The following is a 23,288-nucleotide window of genomic DNA, read 5'->3' on the forward strand; positions in this document are numbered from 1 at the left end:
GATTTCGCGTTTTAATGCAGAAATTGTGATGGTCATAGGGAAAGATCTCCGCGAGATCGATAGACGAGTGGGGTATGAGACATGATTGATTCTGCAGATCGACGATTTGGTGTTGTAGGACAAATCCCTCGAAAAGAGGCGCAGCTGAGGGAAATACCGGTTCATCAAATCCATGCTAATCGGTATCAACCCCGTTCTGTTTTTGACGACGGAAAAATCGAAGAACTTGCGGCAACCATTCGCACGCATGGTGTCATTCAGCCTATTGTTGTGCGCAGTGTGGGAGATGGCTATGAAATTATTGCGGGAGAGCGCCGATTTCGCGCTGTTCAGCTTTTAGGTCACGCAACCATTCCTGCGCTTGTTCGACAACTCTCTGACTCACAGGCTGCCTCGGCGGCGCTTATTGAGAATCTCCAACGGGAAAACTTAACCGCGATTGAAGAAGCGCGTGCATACCAGCAACTGATTGAGATTCATCATTTAACGCAGGAAAGTCTTGCTCAAAGGCTTGGTAGAGGACAGTCCACCGTGGCCAATAAGTTGCGTCTTTTACATCTTCATAAGGACGTACAGCAGAAGTTGATGGAACGAAAGATTTCTGAGCGGCATGGCAGAGCGCTCTTGTCACTGAATGAGGATATGCAGGTTGCGGTTTTAAAGGAGATTCTTGAGAAAGACCTGAATGTTAAACAAACAGAGACACGTGTCAAGGTTCTCCTTGAAAATCAACAAAAAAGCAAGAGGATAAAAAAGCTCTCTGTTTCAAAGGATGTTCGACTGGCGTTAAACACGATTCGCCAATCGTTGCAGTTGATCAAGAATATGGGCATGGGACTTGATGCGGTTGAGGAAGAGCAGGATGACTATTACCAATTTACCATTCGCGTTCCAAAACGAAGTGATTAAAAAAATTTCCATCTTCTGTATTCGATTTGAATTTAATGGATGACACGCCCTGATTTGTGCTGTGGAATCAGGGCGTTTTTTTAGCTTCATTAATTCTTTCATCGACTTTCTTGCTAGACGTGCATCCCTTAGGTCTTGTACAATAGGTTGGCGAACATGAGCGATGATCTAATGTATTTCACGCACAATGAGATAGATTCTATAATTTATTGAAATGGGTTGTTTTCATGGGCTCTTTTTTTGTTTATCGGGGGTATGGATTATGGCGAGAGTGATGGCGATCGCCAACCAAAAGGGTGGCGTAGGAAAGACCACGACAAGTGTCAATTTAGGTGCGAGTCTCGCGGCTCTTGGCAAGCGTGTATTACTGATTGATATCGATCCGCAGGGAAATACGACATCAGGTGTGGGAATCAATAAAGGCGATGTATCGAATTGCATCTATGACGTCATCATGAATGAGGTTGAGCCTCGCGAGTCGATTGTGACGACGGATCAGGATAATTTATGGATTATCCCTGCGACGATACAATTGGCTGGCGCAGAAATCGAGTTGGGTCCGACGATTGCGCGTGAGGCTCGTCTGCGTCGCGCGATTGCAGATGTTCGATCAGAATATGACTATATCCTCATCGACTGTCCTCCATCGCTTGGACTTCTTACAATCAATGCATTGACTGCATCAGATTCCGTTGTGATTCCAGTTCAATGTGAGTATTATGCGCTTGAAGGGCTAACTCAATTGTTAAGTACCATTCGGTATGTTCAGAAATACTTTAATAAGTCGCTTGAAATCCAAGGTGTTGTCCTGACAATGCTTGATGCGAGAACAAACTTGGGTATTCAGGTGATTGAGGATGTGAAAAAGTATTTTCGAGAGAAGGTATATCAAACGATCATTCCTCGCAATGTTAGGTTGAGCGAAGCGCCAAGTCACGGCAAATCGATTCTTCAGTATGATGCAAAATCAAGAGGTGCAGAGGTGTATCTTGATCTTGCGAAGGAAGTGATAGGGCTATGAAGGCTAAGGGTGGGCTTGGAAAGGGACTTGAAGCTTTAATTCCGCAAATAACGGAAAATGAAGGCGATGTAGTCATTCAAACGGTTCGAGTTTCCGAACTTTCTCCCAACCCTTATCAACCGAGGCGTGAGTTTGACTCTGACCGTTTGCAGGAACTCGTCGAATCAATTCGCGAGCACGGCGTCTTGCAACCGATTGTTGTGAGAAAAAGAGCGGTTGGATTTGGCTACGAAATCATCGCTGGTGAGCGAAGATTTCGTGCGGCACAACAGGTTGGCCTTCATGAATTGCCCGCGGTGGTTCGTAACTTTAGTGATCGTGATGCGATGGAGATTGCCCTCATTGAAAACTTGCAGCGCGAGGACTTAAATGCTATTGAGATTGCTGAAGCATATGTCCGGATTATGGAACATTTTTCTTTGACACAAGAAGAAATGGCTGTACGTGTCGGTCAAAGTCGTTCGCATGTTGCGAATTTGATTCGGTTGCTCAGTCTTCCTGCGTCGCTTCAAGAAAGTGTTTCACGTGGAACGCTCTCGATGGGTCACGCACGGGCCTTGCTGGGAGTTGACCAGGCTGAGCTGCAAATTCAGTTGGCGAAACGAATTGAGTCTGAAGGACTAAGCGTTCGCGATGTGGAGCAAATTGTGCAAGAGAATCGCAATGTTCCACGTGAAACAAATAAAACTGATAAGAGAAAAGAAGAGAGAGAGAAACGTCCCGCAGTGCTTCAGGAGTATGAATCGCTATTCCGTGATTGCTTGGGAACGGCTGTGCGCATTCAACAAGGAAAACGGAAGGGTAAAATTGAAATTGAGTACTATACGATGGATGATTTAGAGCGAATCTTGGCGATTGTTCACGCAGAACACCGATGATTCGAAATGTCCCTGGTAAGTAATCATGCTGTCTGCCAGGCAATTGGGGATGGATAAAATGACAATCTATCTTGATAACGCCGCATCCAGTTGGCCAAAACCTCCTGAAGTTTATGATGCGGTGAAAAATTGGATGCAAAAAAATGGAGCCAATCCGGGACGCGGAAGCCACGCGATGGGAAGAGAAGCCCACCAATTGCTCTATACGGTGCGGTCAGAACTTGCCCATCTTTTTCATGTTGAAGACCCATCAAGAATCGCATTGCTTCAAAATATCACGGAAGCACTCAATGTTGCGCTGTTCGGGTTTTTGGAGCCGAACGATCACGTTGTTTCAAATGATTTGGAACACAACAGTATTCGAAGGCCTCTCGAGAGACTCAAGTCACAGGGAGTAAACGTGAATCGTGTGCAACTTCAAAATGGAAATGAACTGGAGTCATTGGCTGAACGCTGCAATGAGAGAACAAAATTATTGGTTTTGACACACGGAAGCAATGTGACAGGAGAAATCATCCCTTTGCAGAGGGTTGTTAAACAGATAAAGCATATCTACCCCAATCTCCACGTTTTGGTGGATGCTGCACAGACAGTAGGGTATGAAGAGATTGACGTTACACAATCAGGCGTTGATCTTTTTGCGTTTACAGGACATAAAGGCCTCTTTGGACCGCAGGGAACGGGAGGGCTCTATGTAGCGCCTGGCATACGCCTGGAACCTCTTTTGCTCGGTGGAACAGGAAGGAATTCAGAGTCTGTCGATGCACCATTAAATATGCCCGAGCGATTGGAGAGTGGGACGAGAAATACGCCTGGTTTTGCCGGTTTATTAGAAGGAATACGTTATCTGCGCGGTGTGGGAATCTCGACGGTTCAACAGCATGACTTTGCTCTCATACAAAGAGTGTTTGAAGGACTTTGTGGATTAAAAGGTGTGACTGTGCTTGGTCCACCGCTCGGTTCATACCGCCTGCCACTTCTCAGTTTTACAGTTAAAGGATATCAATCCAATGAAGTTGTAGTCATTCTTGACCAACACTATCGTATTGCGGTTCGGGGAGGACTCCATTGTGCACCGGATGTTCATCAGCAATACGGCACAAAGGATACGGGCGCCATTCGTGTGAGCGTGAGTTGGTTTACAACAGTAGAAGAAGTCGATTTATTCATTGCGGCAATGAAAGATATTGTTGAAGCGATCGTGTGAGAATCGGTTAATGGGTAAATGATTGAGGAGGTTCTTTTGTGTTTTTGGCGGGACCAATCGTCAATACGATTGCGATCATGGTTGGGTCATTCATTGGTCTGGTCTTTCATCGTATCCCTGAGCGGTTAAAAGTAACCGTAATGCAGGGAATGGGCATATTTGTTGCAGTTTTAGGGATTTCCATGGCCTTACAGGCGCCCAATGATACGTTGTACGTGATCCTCTCGCTCGTGGTAGGCGGGGTTGTCGGTTCACTCATGGATCTAGAGGGTAAATTGGAAACCTTCGGATCGTGGCTGGAAACAAAGCTTGGTCGCTCAGGCGGGAAGCTTTCTCAGGCATTTGTGTTTGCAAGCTTGGTGTACGGTGTGGGGTCCATGGCAATTTTAGGATCTATACAAAGTGGTGTAAGTGGCAAGAATACGATACTCTATCTAAAAAGCGCTCTCGATGGGTTTTCATCCGTCATATTCACCTCGACAATGGGCATAGGGATAGGACTATCTGCTTTTCCCATCCTGCTTTATGAAGGTGGTCTGGCTGCGATTGCTCACTATTTTGGGGCAGATCTTAGAAACGCTGTGATCATTTCAGATGTGACGGCAGTCGGTGGTATACTTATCGTGGGCATAGGACTGAATGTCCTTGAGATTGTTAAAATCCGAGTAGGTAATCTGCTCCCGAGTATGCTTGTTGTAGCACTATTGCGATACGCCGGACTGCATTACAGTTCTCTACTCTTGTTTCTCCATCTTTAATGTACAGGAGCGTTCATCGTGCTTTCATTTATGACAACGATTTATCGACCGGGGATTCTCATTTCTGTCGCGGCGGGAAGTCTTGCATTCAGTCTGATTACGCTGTTGATTGCGCTCATTTCATCAGGAAGCGTTCGTCGACTTAAACGACGCTATCGCCAGTTGGTGAGAAATCAAGAGGGTGTAGATCTTGAAGACCTCATGAAGACGATTCATCAAGAGAATGAGGCGCTACAGAATCAGGTGCGCATGTTGGCAAGACAGGTTGAATCGCATGAAATGAGACTTAAATCAAAGGTTTCGAGTGTTCAGCTCTTTCGCTACAACGCATTTCGTGAGCCAGGAAATGATCTGAGTTTTTCACTGTCACTCATCGATGAAGAAGGGCGCGGTGCAGTGCTTAGCAGTATCTACGGCAGAGAAGATTCACGTGTGTACGCGAAACCTCTGGAAGAGGGAGCTTCAACGTACACACTGACTGATGAAGAGCGTGAAGTGATCGCTCGCACGATGAAACAATCTGCCGAGGCTGGATCAGGCATTCCTAAACATTTGATGCCAAAGTCGACTGGTTAATGTGGGTGATGTGTCCTCCGCTTGAACCAATTCACTGTTGACGTGATTGGCGATGCTTTGCTCAATGGAATCTGCAATGACTTTGGCCATGGAGATTACCAACTGTAGTCGCGTGTTTTGAAGAACAAAGTATTCCATAAAACCACCAACATTAACAATTCCCGTGATGTGGACATCTCCCACTTCCGGGAGTTTTTTATTTACACCAGCGCCTGGTTTGAGTGGACCTTGTGCAAACTGAATTTTTCCGACGCTGCTACTCTGGCCAAGACATGCGTCCACAGCGATGATGTAGGGATGAACGAATGAACGTTCGATATGTTGGATGGTTTCTTTGAGATTTACAGCGTGAACAGGCGATTCAAGCGTCCCAAAGACGTAGCAATCGTGATTTTGTTCGAGCAAACGAGTGCCAACAAATGGGCCAAGAGCATCCCCGGTTGAACGATCTGTTCCAATGCACAGAATGATCAGTGGTCGACGAGGATCCCTTTTTACAAGGTGATGGTTCAGCGCATTTGAAAGGACTGATTTGGCTTGAATGTCAGTGTAGTCAATCTGAATGGGATTGCCGGCAGTATTTTTTATGAACAGTTCCATCACGTCCCAATGAGAACTTACTAGTACAGTATGTGACGAGAAAGAGTCAGATTATACTTCCTGTCAGCATACAATTTAGGGATGGACAAGAATGGGTGACAAAGCAAAGAGGGTTGAAAATGATTATTGATCTTATGGGAGTTCTGATTCTCGCATGGGCAACACTGATCGGGTATGGCATAGGAGGATATCGTATACTGCTATGGTTGTCTGTATTTGTAGGCACCATCAGTGCCGTGGAGTGGGCAACACCGTGGCTTCAGCTGTTTCGTCAGGATTACTCATATCAACAAGTGATCCTCCGCTACTTACGAAATTTGCTTGCTCCTGATCGGCCAGCTTCTGCAGGGAAGTTTGGGATTTTGGCTGTATTCAGCCAAAAAAATCACACGCTTATTTCATTGTATCGACAGAGCTATGCAATCATGTATGCTATTTCTGTCGCCTTTGGACTCTTTATGGCAATCCGCATTTTCTCAAATGTATGGCCAGACCAACTCGCGCGTAAAGGCCAGCAGAGCATTGGCGGCTGGCTTGGCCTATTTGTCGGACTTTATATGGTTTTGGAGATGGTGCACAGCTTTATAATTTTAAGCTATTGGAGTCATGCAAGTGGCTTAACTTCACTCTTGCGGTCATCTTTGCTCATTCATCTGTGGACGCTCATCTATAGAAATGGTATGCTTAGCTGATAAATTTCAGATAAATGATGAAGGACATCATTGTCTAGGCAAGATTATGTGACGATGCGCAGGTGGAGTTACTCCATGATTGAGAAGGAATTTCATCTCGGTGATTATGTTGTTATGAAAAAACCTCATCCCTGCGGGACAAATGAGTGGGAAATTATCCGCATGGGCATGGATATCCGCATTAAATGTAGAAATTGCGGAAGAAGTGTTCTTATGCAGCGCAGGGATTTTGAAAAGATGCTAAAAAAAGTGGTCCAATCAAAGGATGCAGCTCAATGAATTGGGTAAAGACTGCCTGTCCATTAGACTGTTATGACACATGCGGCATGCTTGCCAGAATCGATGGCGGAAAAATTGTCGAGGTAAAGGGCGATCCGGATCACCCGATCACTAAAGGACGACTTTGTGTTCGCGGGCATAATTTGACTAAGCGACATGGGCATCCGAATCGTCTAAAGACGCCGCTCAAGCGTACAGGCAATGGTTGGGAAGCAATTTCCTGGGAAAGGGCATATCAAGAGATTGCTGAACGCATGAGACGAGCGATTGATGTACATGGGCCACAATCTATCATGCACTCGTATGACTATGGATCGAGTGGTCTCACGAAATCGCTGATCGATCGTTTTTTCTACGCTCTTGACGGCTTTACGGAAACGGTGGGGAGTTTGTGCTGGGAGGCGGGACTCGCGGCGCAAACACTGGACTTTGGTGAAGCGCGGAGTCACTCGCCTGAGGATATGGCGATGCATAGTAAACACATTGTGCTGTGGGGTCGCAACGCGGGGGTGACCAACCAGCATCTCATTCCATTTCTTGCTCAGGCAAAGGCAAGGGGAGCCACACTTGCAATTGTCAATCCACTTCCGACACCCTTAGATCGAATGGCGGATTGCATAGTCCGGCCAAAGCCAGGGTCGGATGGGGCATTGGCGCTAGGATTGTGCCGCCAACTTGTAGTGGATGAAAGGTATGATCAGGAATTTGTTCGCATGCATGTACAGGGGTTCCCATCGTTTCGAGCTTTGCTTGAGACATATGATCAGGCGCACGTGACAAAAGTGTGCGGCATTTCACCCGAAGCATTCACTGCGTTGGCAAATCTTTACGCAAAAAAGCCAACAGCCACACTGCTTGGCATCGGATTGCAGCGATACCGCAATGGAGGACATACGATCCGAGCAATCGACGCGCTCTGTGCGATCACGGGTCAAATTGGAGTGCCCGGTGGAGGTGCAAACTACGCCAACCGAGAAGTGGCACGCTTTGTAAACTGGGATTACCTCTCTGGGAAGCGGGAAGTACAGAGGCGCGTGATGTCGCGGACCACTCAGGCGGAAGAAATTTTGCGTGCGAATCCGAAAGTGGATGTTTTGGTTGTGTCGAGAACCAACTTGTTGCGGCAGGTGCCAAACACACATGCCATGCGTCAAGCCATCGCTCACATCGGAACAAAAGTTGTCATTGACATGTTCATGACGGAAACGGCACTTGTCGCTGATTATGTCTTGCCGACAACAAGCATCTTTGAAGAAGAAGACGCGATGGTAACCACCATGTGGAATCCCTATGCAACATATGCCAACCCAGTCGTCGTGCCACCAGAGGGCGTCAAGCCTGATTGGAAAATCTTCTATGAACTGGCGGATGCGATGAATCTTAATGTGGAGAAAGTGGATCCGCAAACGGCGATTCAAATGGCGATGGGACTGACGGATGAGGAACTTAGAGTATGGCAAAGTACGGGGCATCGCAAGTTTCCAATTGCGTCTGTAGCGTACGGAGATTATTCTTTTTTAACCAACTCTGGAAAAATTGAGCTCATTAGCGATGAAGTGGACGTGTTTCAGACAGCTTCTGACGACGAATTGCACGCAGAGTATCCGTATCGACTCTTGACGATTCATCCGGCCTATCGACAAAACTCCCAGATCGAAGGGGCGAATTCACAAGGGGAAATCCCCTTGCTTTATGTCTCTGATGCCGTGATGATACGAGAGCAGCTACAGCAACAGGAGATGGTTATGGTTCAAACGTCTGTTGGGCATATTGAGGCTTATGTGAAATCTGTACCGTCCGCTTCGCGTGACGACGTTCTTTGGCTGGAAGTAGGACTGCGAGGCATCAATGAGATTACGCCCTCACACAAGGCGGATCTTGGAGACAGCAGCGCACAGTACGACCTGTGGTGCAGAATTCAAAAACCCCGTCACTCGATCGATGTGAGGCATTCAGATTAGCTGGCAAAGCGGTCGCAATCGTTTGTCGGTGCGTGTGAGACCAATGCCAATGCACCCTTAGCTCTGCGAAGACGTTCGCGCCATCTTCTTAACCGTCTTCTCATCGACGTTCACTCCTTTCATTTGAGTGCTCATTGGAATGTGTTTTATTTGTTGGAATGTGTTTTGCTTGAAGGTATCTTTTGCTGAATCGGGCGGAAATATCCTCTTCGTATATAATAATATACAAAGTTTTATGGCGGATAGCCCACATTGAATCTAAAATATGGAGTGACAAAGCATGTCGCTAAAAGCGGGCATTGTAGGCTTGCCAAACGTAGGAAAATCGACGCTGTTTAATGCGATTACAAAAGCGGGCGCAGAGGCGGCTAACTACCCCTTTTGTACAATCGACCCCAACGTTGGTGTAGTTGAAGTGCCAGATGAACGTCTTGCGTTGCTGGCCAACGTCGTGCATCCAGAGAAAATTGTGCCGACAACGTTTGAATTTGTCGATATTGCGGGTTTGGTCGCAGGCGCAAGCAAAGGGGAGGGATTGGGCAACAAATTCCTCGCGCACATTCGCGAGGTGGATGCCATCGTTCACGTGGTGCGTTGCTTTGCTGATGATCAGGTTACGCATGTTTCGGGGCGAATCGATCCTCAGGCAGATATTGAGACCATTGAACTTGAGTTGATTTTTGCTGACATGGACACCGTGGCTAGACGGCTGGACCGACTAAGGAAACAGAGTAAGAGCGGGGATACCAAGGTCAAGGAAGAGGTTTCTTTCTTCGAGACCGTTGCCGCACATCTCGAAGAAGGTCTCCCGCTTCGCAGACTTGAGTTTTCGGACGAGCAGCTGTTTTGGCTTCGCGATCTGCACCTGCTTTCCCAAAAACCGGTCATCTACGCTGCGAATGTCACTGAAAGTGAAGTTGCAATGGAAAGCTTGCCGGAGGTTGATCGGGTTAGGGACATAGCGGCAAAAGACCAGGCGCAAGTCGTTGTGATCAGCGCAAAGATTGAGTCGGAATTGGCAGAACTGGATGCAGAGGAACAGCGAGTGTTTTTAGAAGAGTTAGGTCTAAAGGAATCAGGGCTTGACCGCTTGATCCGTTCTTCTTATGAACTGCTCGGGCTTATTACTTACTTTACAGCTGGTGTGCAGGAAGTGCGCGCGTGGACAATTAGGAAAGGAACGCGCGCACCTCAAGCTGCAGGGGTTATTCACACGGATTTTGAAAAAGGGTTTATTCGGGCGGAAGTGGTATCGTGCCAAGATCTCGTTAAGGCAGGTTCATATGTGAATGCCCGTGAACAGGGGAAGCTTCGTCTCGAAGGAAAAGAATACACAGTGACAGATGGAGATGTGATGCATTTTCGCTTCAATGTCTAGAGCGAGTGGTTGAATGTAATGATGTTATGACTGGCGCATTGCGCTGGAATGTTGTATGATCGTATGATGTGAGTGCCTAAAAGGCATTTGAAGGCAGATTCTTGCCGACCTTGCTCCTTCGGGGGCCACAGTCCATAAGGAGGTGAACATGCATGCGCAAGTATGAAACCTTGTACGTGCTCCGTCCAGACCTCGAGCCAGAAAAAACGCAAGAACTTGTTGAACGCTTTAAAGGAGTCGTTACCACGAATGGTGGCGAAACGCTTGAAGTGAACGAATGGGGAAAGCGTCGTTTGGCTTACGAGATCGAGGAGTATCGTGAAGGATACTACGTTCTGATGCAGTACAATGCTGACACAGATTTTACATCCGAACTCGAACGCCTCATGCGGATCAGCGAAGACGTATTGCGATATCTAACGTTGCGTGTCGAGGAGTAACTGGGAGGCCATACGATGCTCAACCGGATTATTCTCATAGGTAGACTCACGCAAGACCCTGAACTTCGCTATACAGCGACAGGAACTGCCGTCGCGTCATTCTCGCTTGCCGTTGACCGTCAGCGGGCAAACCAAGCTGGGGAACGTGAAGCAGATTTTATTAATATTGTCGTCTGGCAAAAGCTTGGCGAACTTTGTGCGCAATATTTGCGCAAAGGTCGAATGGCTGCGGTTGAAGGACGTTTACAAATTCGTCAATATGAAAACCGTGAGGGACAGAAAGTGCGCGTGGCCGAAGTCATCGCTGATAACGTTCGTTTCTTGGATCGTGGCGATGCATCGCCTGCTACTTCAACTGGAACTCAGACACGGAGTGAAGGATCACGCTCGATGAGTGAGTCGCGCTATCAGGATGATCCGTTTGCGGATGATGGACACTCGATTGATATCGTGGATGATGATCTACCGTTCTAGATCGCGTGTAGTGCCCAAGTGTACTTTTGAGGATGGAGGTGAGCAGCATGGCACGTAAGGGTCGTGGTGGAAAGCGTAAACGCGTTTGCCAATTTTGCGTCGATAAGATTGCCGTCGTGGATTATAAAGAGTCTCCAAGACTCGCGAAATATCTCACAGAGCGGGGTAAAATTCTTCCGCGTCGCATCTCGGGAAACTGCGCTGGACACCAGCGTCAAGTTACGGTTGCGATTAAGCGAGCTCGTCAGGTCGCGTTGTTGCCTTATACAACGGAATAAAAACGAGAGTGTCGCATAGTTGGCAAACAAGGGTGGGAGGCGTTTTAAGACGTCTACCGCCCTTGTTTGTGTTATGCTTCACACGGTGTGAGTGGCAGTTCCATGATGAAGTGGGTGCCATTTTCGTCACGGCATGCAGTCAGAGTCCCAGCGTGCAGGTTGACGATGTTTTTTGAGAGGGAGAGTCCAAGGCCAGATCCAGTTTTCTTTGTGGTGAAGAATGGATCGAACATATGGGAAAATGAAAGGTCTGAGATGCCTTCACCGTGATCGATGATCTCAACTCGATAGACATTTTCGCACTGCATTCCGCGCACCTCGATGGGTTGCCCTAAAGGGCTTGCATCTCGCGCATTTTGAAGAAGATGAAGAATCACCTGCTTTAAATCTTCCGGGTTGCCTTGCACATAGGATGTGTCAAGTGAATCACATACCACATCTATCGCCGGTTTGGATGATTCTGCTCGACTTGAACAGAGTGCGTCTAGAATGAGACTGCGCATATTAATGACAACGAAATCACTGTGTACTGGGGATCGCGCATAGGTCATGTACTCGGTGATGAGGGTATTAACGCGATCCAATTCCTCAATCATGATCTTGTAAAGATCGCGATTGCCGTTTGTGGCAGGGTGTCGCTTCTGTTGGATCTGGAGAAACCCGCGCACAGTTGTTAGTGGATTGCGTATTTCGTGCGCCGCCGTTGCTGCCATTTCTGCAACATGCAATCGTTTCTCGTTTTGCAAGGTGTGGCGTTCCCACAAGGTGCGCGCCGTTACATCTTCAAAATAAATATTATAGCCGAGATGCTGATCTGTCCTGTGATCAGATACACGCGTAAGGTGAACCAGCAAGATTTGTGCGTTTTTAGTTTGCGGATGGATAAATTCAAGTTCGATGTTTCGGATCACTCGCTCGCGGATGGAACCTTCCGCTGACTCTTCAAATTCATCTAGAGCAATCTTTAGGACGCTACAGAGGTCGCAAACTGTATTGCCAAGGATCTGTTGTTTTTCCAATCCCAGCATCAAAGAGCATGCATCATTGCAAAGCTGAATTACATTTTTTTTATCTACAAAAAGCATACCAAAAGGTGCGTCATGAATCATTCGCATCTCATCTGAGCAAACCACCGTAGGGCGCAGGAATGTACGCAGTAGAACGATTCCTTCAAGTGCGCCAATGATGGAAAGAGAAGTGATGGCGAGTTGATGAAAGCCTTTTATGACGACAAGGACTGCGCCAAGGATCAAAAGGATCGATAGTGCAGATGCGCGTCGTGAAAAGCGTTCTGGACGCATGCAAAACAACACCCTTTACCATTTTATACAAGTCTAATCGCAGGAGATAGGAATTACAATTCAGGGAATCTTTCATTTATGAGATTTCATGAAACGTGGTGGAGGAAACGCGACACACCATGTAAAATAGATGGATAACCAAATCGAAAAGATCTGTGGTGATGTATCTGAATGATGCCAATCGGCGTGCGGTTATTGCGAGCACCTTGTTTTTTTTGTTGTTAGGAATCGCCGTTTTTACAGGGCTTTCAAGTTTAGCCTTGCTTGTGATTCCTGCGCCAATAATCTACCTCATGGAAGCGGGGTACACAAAGAGGGCTATAGGAGCTCTCGCTACTGCGTTTCTTTTCTCCTTTTTGACTGCTGGTTGGTTGAGCATGTTGCTGCTTTGTCTCGCTGTGGGGGGCCTAGCGTATCTTTTGACACAAGGATTGCGCAAACAAACGATTGCCTCAGCCATTATTCAATCTTCGCTGCTCATGGTGGCATTCTTTTTAAGCGGTTTTGTGTTGGCGTCATTATCCGGCAATTCTTTTTTAGGTGCGCTGAAACAGCAACTTCAAACTTCTATTCAGGCCAACCCACAGATGGCACAAGTTGCGAATCTCTCCGCGAGTGACTTGCTTGTGCAGTTGATGGCTGAAGTTCAACTGTTGCTGCCAAGCCTTATGGTTATGTTTGCCGTGAGCATTCCGATGGTGAGCTTAATTATTGTTCGCGCAGTCCATCGCCGTGAGGGGAGAACGGTTCAACCTTTTTTTCGATCAATTCGATTTCCGCGATCGATTCTCCCGATCTTTGTCGTCTCATTTCTTCTTGTCGCACTGGGGCTTGGCGCAAAGCAAACCGTTTATTGGCAATTGGTCAATAATGTATGGATGATCAGCGCGTTCTTGCTTGTGATTCAAGCGATATCCTTGGTGTGGTGGATGCTCTCTCGACGTAAGATCGGTGTTTTTGCAACCTTTCTTTTGCTACTTCTGCTCATGATTCCGGTGGTGTTGGATGCAGTTATTTTTCTGGGGGCGATCGACCAAATCACTTCTGTACGCAAGTGGATGCAAAGGTTTACAAAATCCTGATCAATGAAAAGGGGATCAACAAATGAAGGTTGTCTTTTTGCAGGATGTTCCGAAACAGGGATTAAAGGGAGAAGTAAAAAAACGTTTCAGAGGGTTTTGCCAGGAACTTTTTATTTCCAAGAAACCTAGCAAAAGTTGTAACCCCAGAGGTGTTAAAAGAACTTGAACAGCAGCGTCTGGCGGATCAAAGAAGAGAGGAACAGGCAGTTGCCGCAGCCCGTGATCTCGCTAAAAAAATAGCGGAACATACCGTGACGCTTCATGTGAAGACTGGAGAGGGTGGAAAAACCTTCGGGGCAATCACTTCCAAACAGATCGCCGATGCGCTTCATGAAGCAGGATTTGACATCGACAAGAAAAAAATTGTGTTGCATGATGCTATACGACACGTTGGTGAATCAGAAGTGCCTGTGCGTCTTCATCACGATGTGACAGCAAAGGTAAAAGTGGTTGTCCATCCTACAAAGTGAGGCTAGTTGTCGCATGCAACAAAAACGATCTCACAAAGACTCTGTAATCGTTGAACAAGCAGCGCATGAATCTATGGCGTTGCGTGATCGTTTGAATTCTTTATTGATCTTTGCTGAACGTCTCTATGGCAAAGAGGCGTGGGATGCTTTGATCCGTCACTATCAGTTGGAGGAAAAGATGCGCTCAACACATCTTGAGCAAAGGGTGAGCGCATTCTACCAACTTTTTTTTCAGAAGGATCCCTCTTTGCGAGGCAGCCAGCGCGATTTTGCGGTGCTACCTGCGATGCTGGGGGCGATTGAGGAAAAGCTGGTGGAGCAGGCCGCGAGAAAAAAACTGGACGAGCAGTTGGATGAGAAAGTCGCCAGTGAGCTTGAGAGAAGGCACCTCGAGTACCTTGAACAGATACGCAAGGAAATCCTTCTAAAAAACAAGAGTGCAGAGAGTCCACACAGTTTGCGCATGTATGGACGGCTTGAGAAAATGGCGCGGCAGTCGATGGGCCATTCGCTTTTTAGTGCGATGCGGCCTAGCCGGTTGGAGCAGATCGTAGGTCAACGCGACGCGATTCGCTCGCTGCTCGCAAAAATGTGCTCACCGTGGCCGCAACACGTCTTGCTGTACGGACCGCCGGGGGTAGGGAAAACGACCGTCGCGCGCCTTGTTATGCGAGAGGCTGCAAATTATCGTCGCAGTCGATTTTATGAAGACAGTCCGTTTGTGGAGCTTGACGCCACATCGCTACGCGGTAACCAGCGCGACGCGACAGATCCGCTTCTAGGGTTTGTCCAGGATCCGATTTATCAGGGTACACGACATGATTTTGCGGGAAGTGGCGTGCCAGAGCCGAAGCTTGGCGCTGTCAGTGAAGCGCACGGCGGTGTCCTATTCATTGATGAGATCGGTGAGATGGAACCGCATACTCAGTTGAAGCTATTAAAAGTATTGGAAGATAAAAAGGTATCTTTTCAATCCGCGTACTATGATGCAGCAGATTCGGCGGTTCCACTTTATATAAAAAGGCTTTTTGAAGAGGGAGCCCCGGCAGATTTTATTTTGATTGGCGCCACGACGCGCCAGCCTGAGGAAATCAATCCTGCGCTGCGCTCGCGCTGTGCAGAGATCTTTTTTGACGCATTGACCACAGAAGATCTTGCGCTCATTGTGAAACAGAGCGCAGAGCAACTTGGAACCACGCTTGAACCAGATGCCGCGACAAAAATTAGCCAGAGTGCTCCGAATGGCAGGAAAGCGGTGGGGTTACTCGGTGACGCGTATGCGCTCGCTTCTTTACGGACAGGGGCGGATAGCCCTGAGATTGCGCTTAGTGACGTCCAGAGTGTACTGCGTGTCAACCGAATGGCGTCAGAAGGTCAAGTTCCCTTGCTGTCTTCGAGTGAGATTGGCCGCGTTTTTGCGCTTGGCGTCCATCAGTACGTCGGTCGCTTGATTGAGATTGAAGCGGCTGTGTTTCCGGCACGCGAACCGCACCGAGGAGAGGCTCGCGTCAATGATCGGGCCGGTCTCATGACAAAAGATGCGCTACAAAATGCGCTGACGAATGTGCGGCGCGTATTTGGTGAAGCGGCGGCGCATTACGATCTTCACGTAAACGTGGTGGGCGGTGGCATTGTGGATGGCCCATCGGCTGGACTCGCCTTTTTTGTCGTTCTAATGAGTGTTTTGACGGATACAGCGATCCCGCAAGATGTCGCGTTTACAGGGGAGCTTTCAATTCGTGGAGAGATCAAGGCGGTAGGCGGCGTACCGGAAAAGTTAAATGGGGCGCGTCACGCCGGGGTGCGAACACTCTATATACCGTCGGAGAATCGATTGGAGATCGCCAAAGATTTGTCTGAAAATGTTCGATTTGTGAGCCATGTGCGAGATATTCTAACGGAGTTTTTCCCGAAGGTTGCTAAATAAATGCGATAATTCTTATCATGTAAGATTAAAAGGCCGGTGGATCCATGGAACTTGAAGCGGTTGCAGAACGCATTCCACCTCAGAGTGTTGAGGCAGAGCAGGCTGTTTTGGGTGCACTCCTGATTGCTCCGGACATTCTCTCTTCGCTTGCGGAAAGATTGCGCCCAGAGGACTTTTATCGCGGCTCGCATCAAATTCTGTTTGGCATCGCGCTTGAGATTGCCGAAAAAGGTGATCCTGTTGATTTGGTGACGCTGACGTCGCGATTGCAAGAGGTTGGAAAACTTGAGGAATCCGGTGGTCTCGACTACTTGCTTGCTCTCGCGCGGTCGGTTCCTACAGCGGCGAATGCAGAGTATCACGCACAAATTGTCGCAGACCGTGCACTCATGCGTCGCTTGATTCAAGTGTCGACTCAAATTGCTGCTTCAGGTTACGATGGTAGTGAAGACGTAGGCACCCTGCTCGATACGGCGGAACGACGCATCCTCGCGCTCGCATCAGAACGTACGGATCGTGGATTCACGGCCATTCGGGAAGTTCTTGAAAACGCATATGAGCGCATCGAGTTTCTCTATAACAATCGCGGTGGGGTGACGGGGGTACCCTCTGGATACGGCGACTTGGATCGCATGACTTCGGGATTTCAGCCTTCCGATCTCATTATTATCGCGGCACGGCCATCTGTAGGTAAGACAGCTTTTGCGCTTAATATCGCTCAGAATGTGGCGGTGCGAGCAAAAATGCCTGTAGCCATTTTCAGTTTGGAGATGTCCAAAGAGCAATTGGTGCAAAGGATGATCTGTGCAGAAGCGAATATCGACGCGAATGTGTTGCGCACAGGGCAACTCGCTGATGACGACTGGGCAAAATTATCACTTGGGATGAGTTCGCTCTCGGAGTCACCAATTTTTATCGATGACAGCGCAGGAGTCACGCTTGCCGAAATGCGATCGCGTCTGCGCCGATTGAAGGCGGAGTCGGGATTGGGACTCGTCGTGATCGATTATCTTCAACTTATCTCGGGTAAGGGCAGATCGGACAATCGACAGCAAGAAATCTCCGAGATATCAAGGAGTCTCAAGCAACTGGCGCGAGAACTCTCTGTGCCAATGATTGCACTCTCCCAATTGAGTCGCTCTGTTGAACAGCGCCAGGACAAGCGCCCCATGTTATCAGATATTCGGGAGTCAGGAAGCATTGAGCAAGACGCGGACGTTGTTGCGTTTTTATACCGTGACGATTATTACGATCCGGAGTCGGAGAAAAAGAACATTGTCGAAGTCATCATAGGCAAACAGCGTAATGGACCGACAGGAAAAGTGGATCTTGTATTTCTTAAAAACTATAACAAATTTGTGTCGTTGGAGCGTGACGTGCGGTGAATCCAACGATTGAGGATCCTGATTCGCACCTTCGACGTTCCCGGAAGGAAGCACACCCCAAAGAACGTATCACGCCATTGTTTATCCTAAAGTGGCTGTTCAGTCCGCTTCAACCTGCGCCGCGCAATAAGGTACAGAACAAACTTCGCAAATCCTTTGCAACACCGCGTCAAAAAAAGAAGGCAAGCCGCTCTGGGGCACGGCGCCGCAAGCGGCGATTGCGTATCCGAAGGTTACTTCTTTTTAAAAAGTATTTGATACAAACTTCTGTGACGATCACTCTGATCGTTGTCATCGCAGTTGTTTCTTTTTGGGCTAAATTTGCTGTGGTCACACATATTCCTGAATTTTTCAGGCAAGGGATTCTCTTGCACGCCCGCGCTTACATCGTTTTGAAGTCCTGGTGGTTTGGACCACCTTACTTCTCTCTTTCTGCGTACCTAAGCGGTACAGGAGGGGATACGATGTCCAATTTAGAACAACAATTGGGGATCTATGCAGAGATCGTAAGAAACCCCAACGAAATTTTGTGGATTTTTCAAAGATCATAGCGGATCTTCTTTAGGATTTTCAAGGATTTTCGTTGACTAAAGAGGATTGCGTTGCTACACTCTTGTGGGGATTTTATCGATGAATAAAATTCCCGTTAAGGGAGAGATGATGCATGTCCACAGTGGTTGTGGTTGGAACACAGTGGGGCGATGAAGGGAAAGGCAAGATTACAGACTATCTCGCAGAAAAGGCGAATGTTGTCGCGCGCTACCAGGGTGGAAACAACGCGGGACATCGGATTCGGCTTGGCGATCAAAAATTTGATCTACACCTCTTACCATCCGGAATTCTCTATGAAAATAAAGTGTGTGTGATTGGCAATGGCATGGTTGTCGATCCACGCGCGCTTATTGAAGAGATGGATTATCTTAAAACGTTAGATGTGAAACTTGGGAAACTTGTCATCAGTGATCGTGCGCATGTCGTAATGCCGTATCATATCCGACTAGATGAACTCGAAGAAGAGCGCAAAGGTGCAAGTAAAATTGGCACAACGCGAAAGGGCATCGGACCTGCCTATATGGATAAGGCGGCGCGGATTGGTATTCGCGTTGTGGATCTACTTGATCGAGACGTTTTTCGCGCAATGGTCGAGCGGAATCTTCTGGAGAAGAATCGCTTGTTTGAACGTTATTATGAGGCGGATGGATTCACTGCTGAAGAGATCATGGATGCCTACTTGCCTTTGGCCGAATTGATTCGACCATTTGTGACGGATACATCTGTGGTGCTGGAAGATGCAATTCTAAAAGGGCAAGATGTTTTATTCGAGGGAGCCCAGGCAACGATGCTCGATCTCGACCACGGAACGTATCCGTATGTTACTGCGTCAAATCCAGTGGCGGGTGGCGTGTGTATTGGTTCTGGGGTTGGCCCAACAGAGATCGATCAGGTGATCGGCGTGGTAAAAGCGTATACAACGCGCGTTGGAGAGGGTCCGTTCGTTAGTGAGCTTACCGACGCGCTTGGTGACCACATTCGCGAAGTGGGGCATGAATACGGTGTGACGACGGGGCGACCGCGTCGCGTTGGCTGGTTTGACGGCGTCGTGACACGGCATGCGCGGCGAGTAAGTGGTCTTGACAGCATCGCAGTCACTAAGCTTGACATTCTGTCAGGGCTGGATGAATTGCGCGTTTGTGTGGCGTATGACTGGAAAGGTCAGAGACTGGACGCTGTTCCTGCGAGCATTAAACAGTTAAGCGAGTGCAAACCGATCTATGAATCACTGCCGGGTTGGAAGTCTGACATATCAAACGTACGAAACTTTGAGGAATTGCCGAAAGAGGCGCAGAACTATCTCAATCGACTGTCAGAACTGACGGGGGCGCCAATCTCTTTGTTTGGCACAGGCGCGGATCGCGATCAAATCGTACAAATGAAGCAGGTTTTTTAGTTTGAAAAGCTTATCGCGGTCATCAATTATGACTTGCATTGAGCATTCAATCATGGTATATTGATGACCGTTGATTCTTGAGCCATTAGCTCAGTCGGTAGAGCACCTGACTTTTAATCAGGGTGTCGCTGGTTCGAGTCCAGCATGGCTCATCGTTGGCCCCATGGTCAAGCGGTTAAGACACCGCCCTTTCACGGCGGGAACAGGGGTTCGAATCCCCTTGGGGTCACCATTTAATTCTCGCACGGGCGATTAGCTCAGCTGGGAGAGCACCTGCCTTACAAGCAGGGGGTCGGCGGTTCGAGCCCGTCATCGCCCACCATGAAAAAGCCTTGATCGATCAAGGAAAATCGGACTGTACCCCCACAGGGTATGCAGTCCGATTTTCTGTTTTGGACTAGTTTCTTTTTGGACAAAAACGAAATCGTAGGAAGGGGTCGATTGAGCGTCATGCTCGTGGTAGCATGACCTAATCGTTCGCTGATGGCCTTGATGTTTACCTCTCTGTTGCCTTGCGAAAAAGGACTTTTACATCAAATTAAACGCTTGAACAGCGGTCTTTCTGATTATCAGTGAGGAAACCGGGTTGGCCGTTTTGTCCCCGTTCAGCAGTCCCTAAATAGTGACTTGGATAACACGGGTCTGCATACGCTTGATGATTTTAGACGCATTTGTGAATGGAATTGCCCAAGGCTTATGAGAGGAAAAAAGATTGGGTTCGGTTGGTGCCCTATGGGTTGAGATTGATTGGCGTGTCATCGTACTCCAGAGTAGGCGATGCGTCAATCAGGCTCATCGGTATTGTGAGGCGGCCGTTATGCATGGGAGTCAATTCAGCCATGGATACAAAGTGCTCCACCGTTTCATCGACATACAAGAGGACATTTTCCCGAAACAGTTTGATGCGTTCGGCATCGGTGAGCGGGACCGCCGGTGCTGTTCGCAAGTCATGATCTGTTGCCGGCAACACAATCGGTAATTGGTCCGGCTTTTTTGTCAATTGCACGGGATTGCAGAAGATCGTCTCTGTAAAGACGCCGGCCGTCCGCAGGCGTTCAATGACACGACGTGCGGCGCGTTCCGCTCCCCGGCCGAAATTTCCTGGGAAGATTCCGATGTCAGCCTGCAAATCATTGAAGTCAGTTCCTCCAAATAGCAGCACGTACAAATCTGAACAGACGGAGAACACACAGGTTTTTGTCTCATCGCCCTGCATCAACGTGACGCGGCGTATAAAGTCGTACGGTGTAACATTGATTTTGGGAAAGCGCGCAGAATACTGCACCATTTCAAATGACTGTGGCGTGGTTTTTGCTGCAGGCACATGCAACTCGCCCTGTGGTGTAATGAGTGTGAGCGCGTTGTAACGATGGTTCGGTTTGCTGTGTGGCAACAGGGAAGTAGCGAGGTTTAGCGTTGTGACGATCGTCACGCGCTTTTCCCGCGCTTTTTTTATGAGTGCGTCGAGTGTGCGTTCTGACTCTTCAGCGGTATATGCCGCATACTCCGGAAAGATCAGGATCTCGCCGATTTGGGCGCGATCGCAAGTGTGGAGAATTTCCTCACGAATCGCCGCCTCCGAACCGATCTGGTACGTGTTTATACGCCAATTCAAGTGTCACTACCTCCTTCACGCATCCGCAGATAGGGTCCATTTTGCGAAAAGCATTATGAGTCTTGCACTTCCGAGATGAGCATGGTGAGTGCGTCACTGTCTTCGAGTCCAGTGATATCGCCCTGAATCACGCTACCCTCAAGCACCTCGCGCAGCATTCTGCGCATGATTTTCCCCGATCGCGTCTTTGGCATCACACTCACAAAATGAATGCGTTCCGGTTTGGCAAATGAGCCAATATCTTCGATGACTTTGAGTTGTAATGCTTTGGCCAGCCCATCATCGGGTAAAACCCGGTTGTCGATCGTGACAAACGCAACCGGAACAGTCCCCTTTATCGCATCCGGTTGAGCTACCACAGCAGCTTCGACAACGGATTCGTGTTGAATGAGAGAACTCTCCATCTCCATGGTACTGATGCGATGTCCGGCGACGTTGATGACATCATCGACCCTCCCCAACACCCAGTAGTGCCCATCGTGGTCGCGTATGGCGCTGTCGCCGGTGATGTAGGCACCAGGTATTTGCTCAAAGTAGTTCTGTAAATAGCGGTTGCGGTTGCCAAACACATCGCGCGCCAGAGTGGGAAACGGGGTTCGGATGATCAGTAAGCCAGGCGTTCCGTCCTTCACGGGACGTCCCTCATGATCCACGACGTCAAGGCTGTGGCCGAAAAATGGTACGCCGCACGATCCGGGTTTCATCGCCGTCGCGCCGGGCAGCGAGGCCAGTGGTGTACCGCCGGTCTCCGTCTGTCCCCAGGTGTTGTTGATGACGGCGTGTCCTCCTCCGACAACGCGGTACACCCAGTTCCAGGCTTCTGGATTAAGCGGCTCTCCGACAGAGGCAATCAGGCGGATGGACGAGAGATCATACGTTTGTGCCAAGGCTTCCCCATACTTCATAAGCATGCGGAATGCCGTCGGTGCAGAGAATAATTTGTTGATCTGGTAGCGCTCCACGATTTCGTATAAGCGGCCTTGATGCGGATGGTCGATGGCGCCTTCGTAGATGACGTTCGTGACGCCGAGCGCCAATCCGCCCACGAGGACAAAGATATGGGCTGTCAGCCAACCGATATCGGCTGTGTTCCAGTACACATCCTCGTCGCGCAGGTCGAGTTGATATTTAGAATAAGCGTATGTCCCAAGCAGAAATCCACCGCCGGCATGAACAATCCCTTTTGGTTTACCGCTGGTTCCGCTTGTGAAAATAAGCAGTCCGGGATCGTTGCAGTCTAGCGGCACGGCGTCACAGGTTGCAGGGGCTGTTCGCATCAATTCGGTGTAGTCATAATCCCTGCCCTGTACCATGGGTGTGGCCAGATCGGCAATTCGATTGAATACGATGACGTGCCTGACGGCGTGTTCACCCTGAAGGGCGGCATCCACAGTTTCCTTCAAAGCCAACACTTTCCCTCTGCGATAACTGCCATTTGAGCAAATAACGGCTTTTGCGTTTGACGTGACGATGCGTTCACGGAGGGCTTCAGGTGAAAATCCTGCAAACACCGTATTGTAAATAATGCCCATGCGGAGGCACGCGAGCAGGACGATATACGTTTCCGGGAGGTTTTGCATGTAGACACTGACGACGTCGCCCTTTGCAAGACCAAAGTTGTGAAGGACATTCGCAAACTTTTGCACATTGCGGTGCAGTTGCAGGTAAGTCAGAGATCGCGTTTCACCGTTCTCTCCTTCAAAGAAAAAGGCCACTTTGTTGCGACGCAGCGGATTGTTTGCGTGACGATCCACGCAGTTCAGGCTTACGTTGATCTGGCTACCAGGGAAGAAGCGAAAATCGGGCAGGCTTCCCTCGATAACTGTTTGTTCGCGATGAACCCAATCCAATTCGTCAGCGATATCACTCCAGAATGCTACAGGGTCTTCGATGGATGCGCGGTATATTTCGCTGTACATGTCAGCACTTGTGATGTAAGACTGTTCGACATAGGAAGAGGGCGGACGAAATGACTTGCTTTTCTGAATAAAATCTACCCCATTGGGCGCATCCATCATTCTTCCTCCTTTGTTTCTTTCAACATGTATGCGTTTTCTCCATAGTACGCCAGGACTTACGCAAGAACAATAGAGTGTGGATTGGGGTCAA

General features: G+C 48.5%; 23 protein-coding genes, 3 tRNA genes and 1 pseudogene. 23 read left to right on the forward strand and 4 right to left on the reverse strand.

Features of this window, described 5'->3' with window-relative positions; all coding sequences use genetic code 11:
• Positions 1–81 precede the first annotated feature (81 nt).
• The 6 genes from noc (at position 82) to ATW55_RS04710 (ending at position 5,349) form a co-directional block, all read left to right on the forward strand.
• Positions 82–909 carry a nucleoid occlusion protein gene (noc, locus tag ATW55_RS04685; protein WP_067713199.1) on the forward strand — a complete coding sequence of 276 codons (828 nt, stop codon included), beginning with the start codon at positions 82–84 and terminating at the stop codon, positions 907–909.
• 262 nt (positions 910–1,171) lie between these two features.
• The gene (locus tag ATW55_RS04690) at positions 1,172–1,930 is read left to right on the forward strand and encodes a ParA family protein (RefSeq protein ID WP_067713202.1); all 759 of its coding nucleotides are present in this window, start codon (positions 1,172–1,174) and stop codon (positions 1,928–1,930) included.
• Positions 1,927–2,808: a ParB/RepB/Spo0J family partition protein gene (locus ATW55_RS04695; RefSeq protein ID WP_067713204.1), complete on the forward strand. Its 882-nt coding sequence runs from the start codon at positions 1,927–1,929 to the stop codon at positions 2,806–2,808. Before ATW55_RS04690 ends, ATW55_RS04695 begins: the two co-directional genes overlap by 4 nt.
• A 58-nt stretch (positions 2,809–2,866) precedes the next feature.
• A complete protein-coding gene (locus ATW55_RS04700; RefSeq protein WP_067713206.1) occupies positions 2,867–4,015 on the forward strand; it encodes an aminotransferase class V-fold PLP-dependent enzyme in 1,149 nt (382 codons plus the stop codon).
• 38 nt (positions 4,016–4,053) lie between these two features.
• Positions 4,054–4,773: a DUF554 domain-containing protein gene (locus ATW55_RS04705; RefSeq protein WP_201024928.1), complete on the forward strand. Its 720-nt coding sequence runs from the start codon at positions 4,054–4,056 to the stop codon at positions 4,771–4,773.
• Positions 4,774–4,791: 18 nt separating this feature from the next.
• Positions 4,792–5,349 (forward strand): DUF4446 family protein, encoded by a 558-nt coding sequence (locus ATW55_RS04710; protein ID WP_067713209.1) that lies wholly within the window; start codon positions 4,792–4,794, stop codon positions 5,347–5,349.
• On the opposite strand, the gene yyaC is transcribed toward ATW55_RS04710, so the two are convergent.
• Entirely contained in the window at positions 5,308–5,949 is a 642-nt protein-coding gene (gene yyaC, locus ATW55_RS04715) for a spore protease YyaC (RefSeq protein ID WP_067713212.1), read from the reverse strand. The two genes, ATW55_RS04710 and yyaC, sit on opposite strands and share 42 nt — an antisense overlap.
• A 119-nt stretch (positions 5,950–6,068) precedes the next feature.
• Here yyaC and ATW55_RS04720 point away from each other — a divergent pair, with 119 nt between their 5' ends.
• The 7 genes from ATW55_RS04720 to rpsR all read left to right on the forward strand — a co-directional run bounded on the left by ATW55_RS04720 (position 6,069) and on the right by rpsR (position 11,451).
• The gene (locus tag ATW55_RS04720; RefSeq protein WP_067713215.1) at positions 6,069–6,641 is read left to right on the forward strand and encodes a hypothetical protein; all 573 of its coding nucleotides are present in this window, start codon (positions 6,069–6,071) and stop codon (positions 6,639–6,641) included.
• Between the two features lie 75 nt (positions 6,642–6,716).
• Positions 6,717–6,920, forward strand: a complete 204-nt coding sequence (locus ATW55_RS04725; protein ID WP_067713217.1) for a DUF951 domain-containing protein — start codon at positions 6,717–6,719, stop codon at positions 6,918–6,920.
• Complete coding sequence (locus ATW55_RS04730; protein ID WP_067713221.1) at positions 6,917–8,881, forward strand: molybdopterin-dependent oxidoreductase; 1,965 nt, start codon at positions 6,917–6,919, stop codon at positions 8,879–8,881. The genes ATW55_RS04725 and ATW55_RS04730 overlap by 4 nt, the downstream gene beginning before the upstream one ends.
• A gap of 280 nt (positions 8,882–9,161) precedes the next feature.
• Complete coding sequence (ychF, locus tag ATW55_RS04735) at positions 9,162–10,259, forward strand: redox-regulated ATPase YchF (RefSeq protein ID WP_067713225.1); 1,098 nt, start codon at positions 9,162–9,164, stop codon at positions 10,257–10,259.
• Between the two features lie 152 nt (positions 10,260–10,411).
• Positions 10,412–10,699, forward strand: coding sequence for a 30S ribosomal protein S6 (rpsF, locus tag ATW55_RS04740; protein WP_067713228.1), 288 nt, complete (start codon positions 10,412–10,414; stop codon positions 10,697–10,699).
• Positions 10,700–10,714: 15 nt separating this feature from the next.
• On the forward strand, positions 10,715–11,173 hold the full coding sequence (locus ATW55_RS04745; protein WP_067713233.1) for a single-stranded DNA-binding protein: 459 nt from the start codon (positions 10,715–10,717) through the stop codon (positions 11,171–11,173).
• 47 nt (positions 11,174–11,220) lie between these two features.
• Positions 11,221–11,451 (forward strand): 30S ribosomal protein S18, encoded by a 231-nt coding sequence (rpsR, locus tag ATW55_RS04750; RefSeq protein WP_067713236.1) that lies wholly within the window; start codon positions 11,221–11,223, stop codon positions 11,449–11,451.
• Positions 11,452–11,522: 71 nt separating this feature from the next.
• Here rpsR and ATW55_RS04755 read toward each other — a convergent pair whose 3' ends face one another.
• Positions 11,523–12,752 (reverse strand): two-component system sensor histidine kinase NtrB, encoded by a 1,230-nt coding sequence (locus tag ATW55_RS04755; RefSeq protein WP_067713241.1) that lies wholly within the window; start codon positions 12,750–12,752, stop codon positions 11,523–11,525.
• 161 nt (positions 12,753–12,913) lie between these two features.
• Between ATW55_RS04755 and ATW55_RS04760 the strand changes: the two genes are divergently transcribed.
• The 10 genes and pseudogenes from ATW55_RS04760 to ATW55_RS04800 all read left to right on the forward strand — a co-directional run bounded on the left by ATW55_RS04760 (position 12,914) and on the right by ATW55_RS04800 (position 19,886).
• Positions 12,914–13,834, forward strand: a complete 921-nt coding sequence (locus tag ATW55_RS04760) for a DUF2232 domain-containing protein (RefSeq protein WP_067713244.1) — start codon at positions 12,914–12,916, stop codon at positions 13,832–13,834.
• Positions 13,835–13,856: 22 nt separating this feature from the next.
• Positions 13,857–14,000: a hypothetical protein gene (locus ATW55_RS17100; protein WP_336433212.1), complete on the forward strand. Its 144-nt coding sequence runs from the start codon at positions 13,857–13,859 to the stop codon at positions 13,998–14,000.
• Positions 13,951–14,304 (forward strand): annotated as a pseudogene (gene rplI / locus ATW55_RS04765) (50S ribosomal protein L9); the annotation flags it as partial. The gene ATW55_RS17100 and the pseudogene rplI, both read left to right, overlap by 50 nt.
• 13 nt (positions 14,305–14,317) lie before the next feature.
• Complete coding sequence (gene lonC / locus ATW55_RS04770; RefSeq protein WP_067713247.1) at positions 14,318–16,231, forward strand: Lon family ATP-dependent protease; 1,914 nt, start codon at positions 14,318–14,320, stop codon at positions 16,229–16,231.
• Between the two features lie 44 nt (positions 16,232–16,275).
• Positions 16,276–17,616 (forward strand): replicative DNA helicase, encoded by a 1,341-nt coding sequence (gene dnaB / locus ATW55_RS04775; RefSeq protein WP_067713250.1) that lies wholly within the window; start codon positions 16,276–16,278, stop codon positions 17,614–17,616.
• Positions 17,613–18,167: a hypothetical protein gene (locus tag ATW55_RS04780; protein ID WP_067713253.1), complete on the forward strand. Its 555-nt coding sequence runs from the start codon at positions 17,613–17,615 to the stop codon at positions 18,165–18,167. Before dnaB ends, ATW55_RS04780 begins: the two co-directional genes overlap by 4 nt.
• A 113-nt stretch (positions 18,168–18,280) precedes the next feature.
• Entirely contained in the window at positions 18,281–19,564 is a 1,284-nt protein-coding gene (locus tag ATW55_RS04785) for an adenylosuccinate synthase (RefSeq protein WP_067713255.1), read from the forward strand.
• Positions 19,565–19,643: 79 nt separating this feature from the next.
• Positions 19,644–19,716 (forward strand) — tRNA-Lys (locus ATW55_RS04790).
• 5 nt (positions 19,717–19,721) lie between these two features.
• A tRNA-Glu gene (locus tag ATW55_RS04795) sits at positions 19,722–19,796 on the forward strand.
• A 14-nt stretch (positions 19,797–19,810) separates the two neighbouring features.
• Positions 19,811–19,886: transfer RNA gene (locus ATW55_RS04800), tRNA-Val, on the forward strand.
• Positions 19,887–20,294: 408 nt separating this feature from the next.
• Here the strand turns inward: ATW55_RS04800 and ATW55_RS04805 are convergent.
• Positions 20,295–21,179 (reverse strand): hypothetical protein, encoded by an 885-nt coding sequence (locus ATW55_RS04805; RefSeq protein ID WP_067713258.1) that lies wholly within the window; start codon positions 21,177–21,179, stop codon positions 20,295–20,297.
• Between the two features lie 53 nt (positions 21,180–21,232).
• Positions 21,233–23,194: an acetate--CoA ligase gene (gene acs, locus ATW55_RS04810; protein ID WP_235587001.1), complete on the reverse strand. Its 1,962-nt coding sequence runs from the start codon at positions 23,192–23,194 to the stop codon at positions 21,233–21,235.
• Positions 23,195–23,288: the final 94 nt, after the last annotated feature.

Source organism: Ferroacidibacillus organovorans (genome assembly GCF_001516615.1).
Classification (GTDB): Bacteria; Bacillota; Bacilli; order Alicyclobacillales; family SLC66; genus Ferroacidibacillus; species Ferroacidibacillus ferrooxidans_B.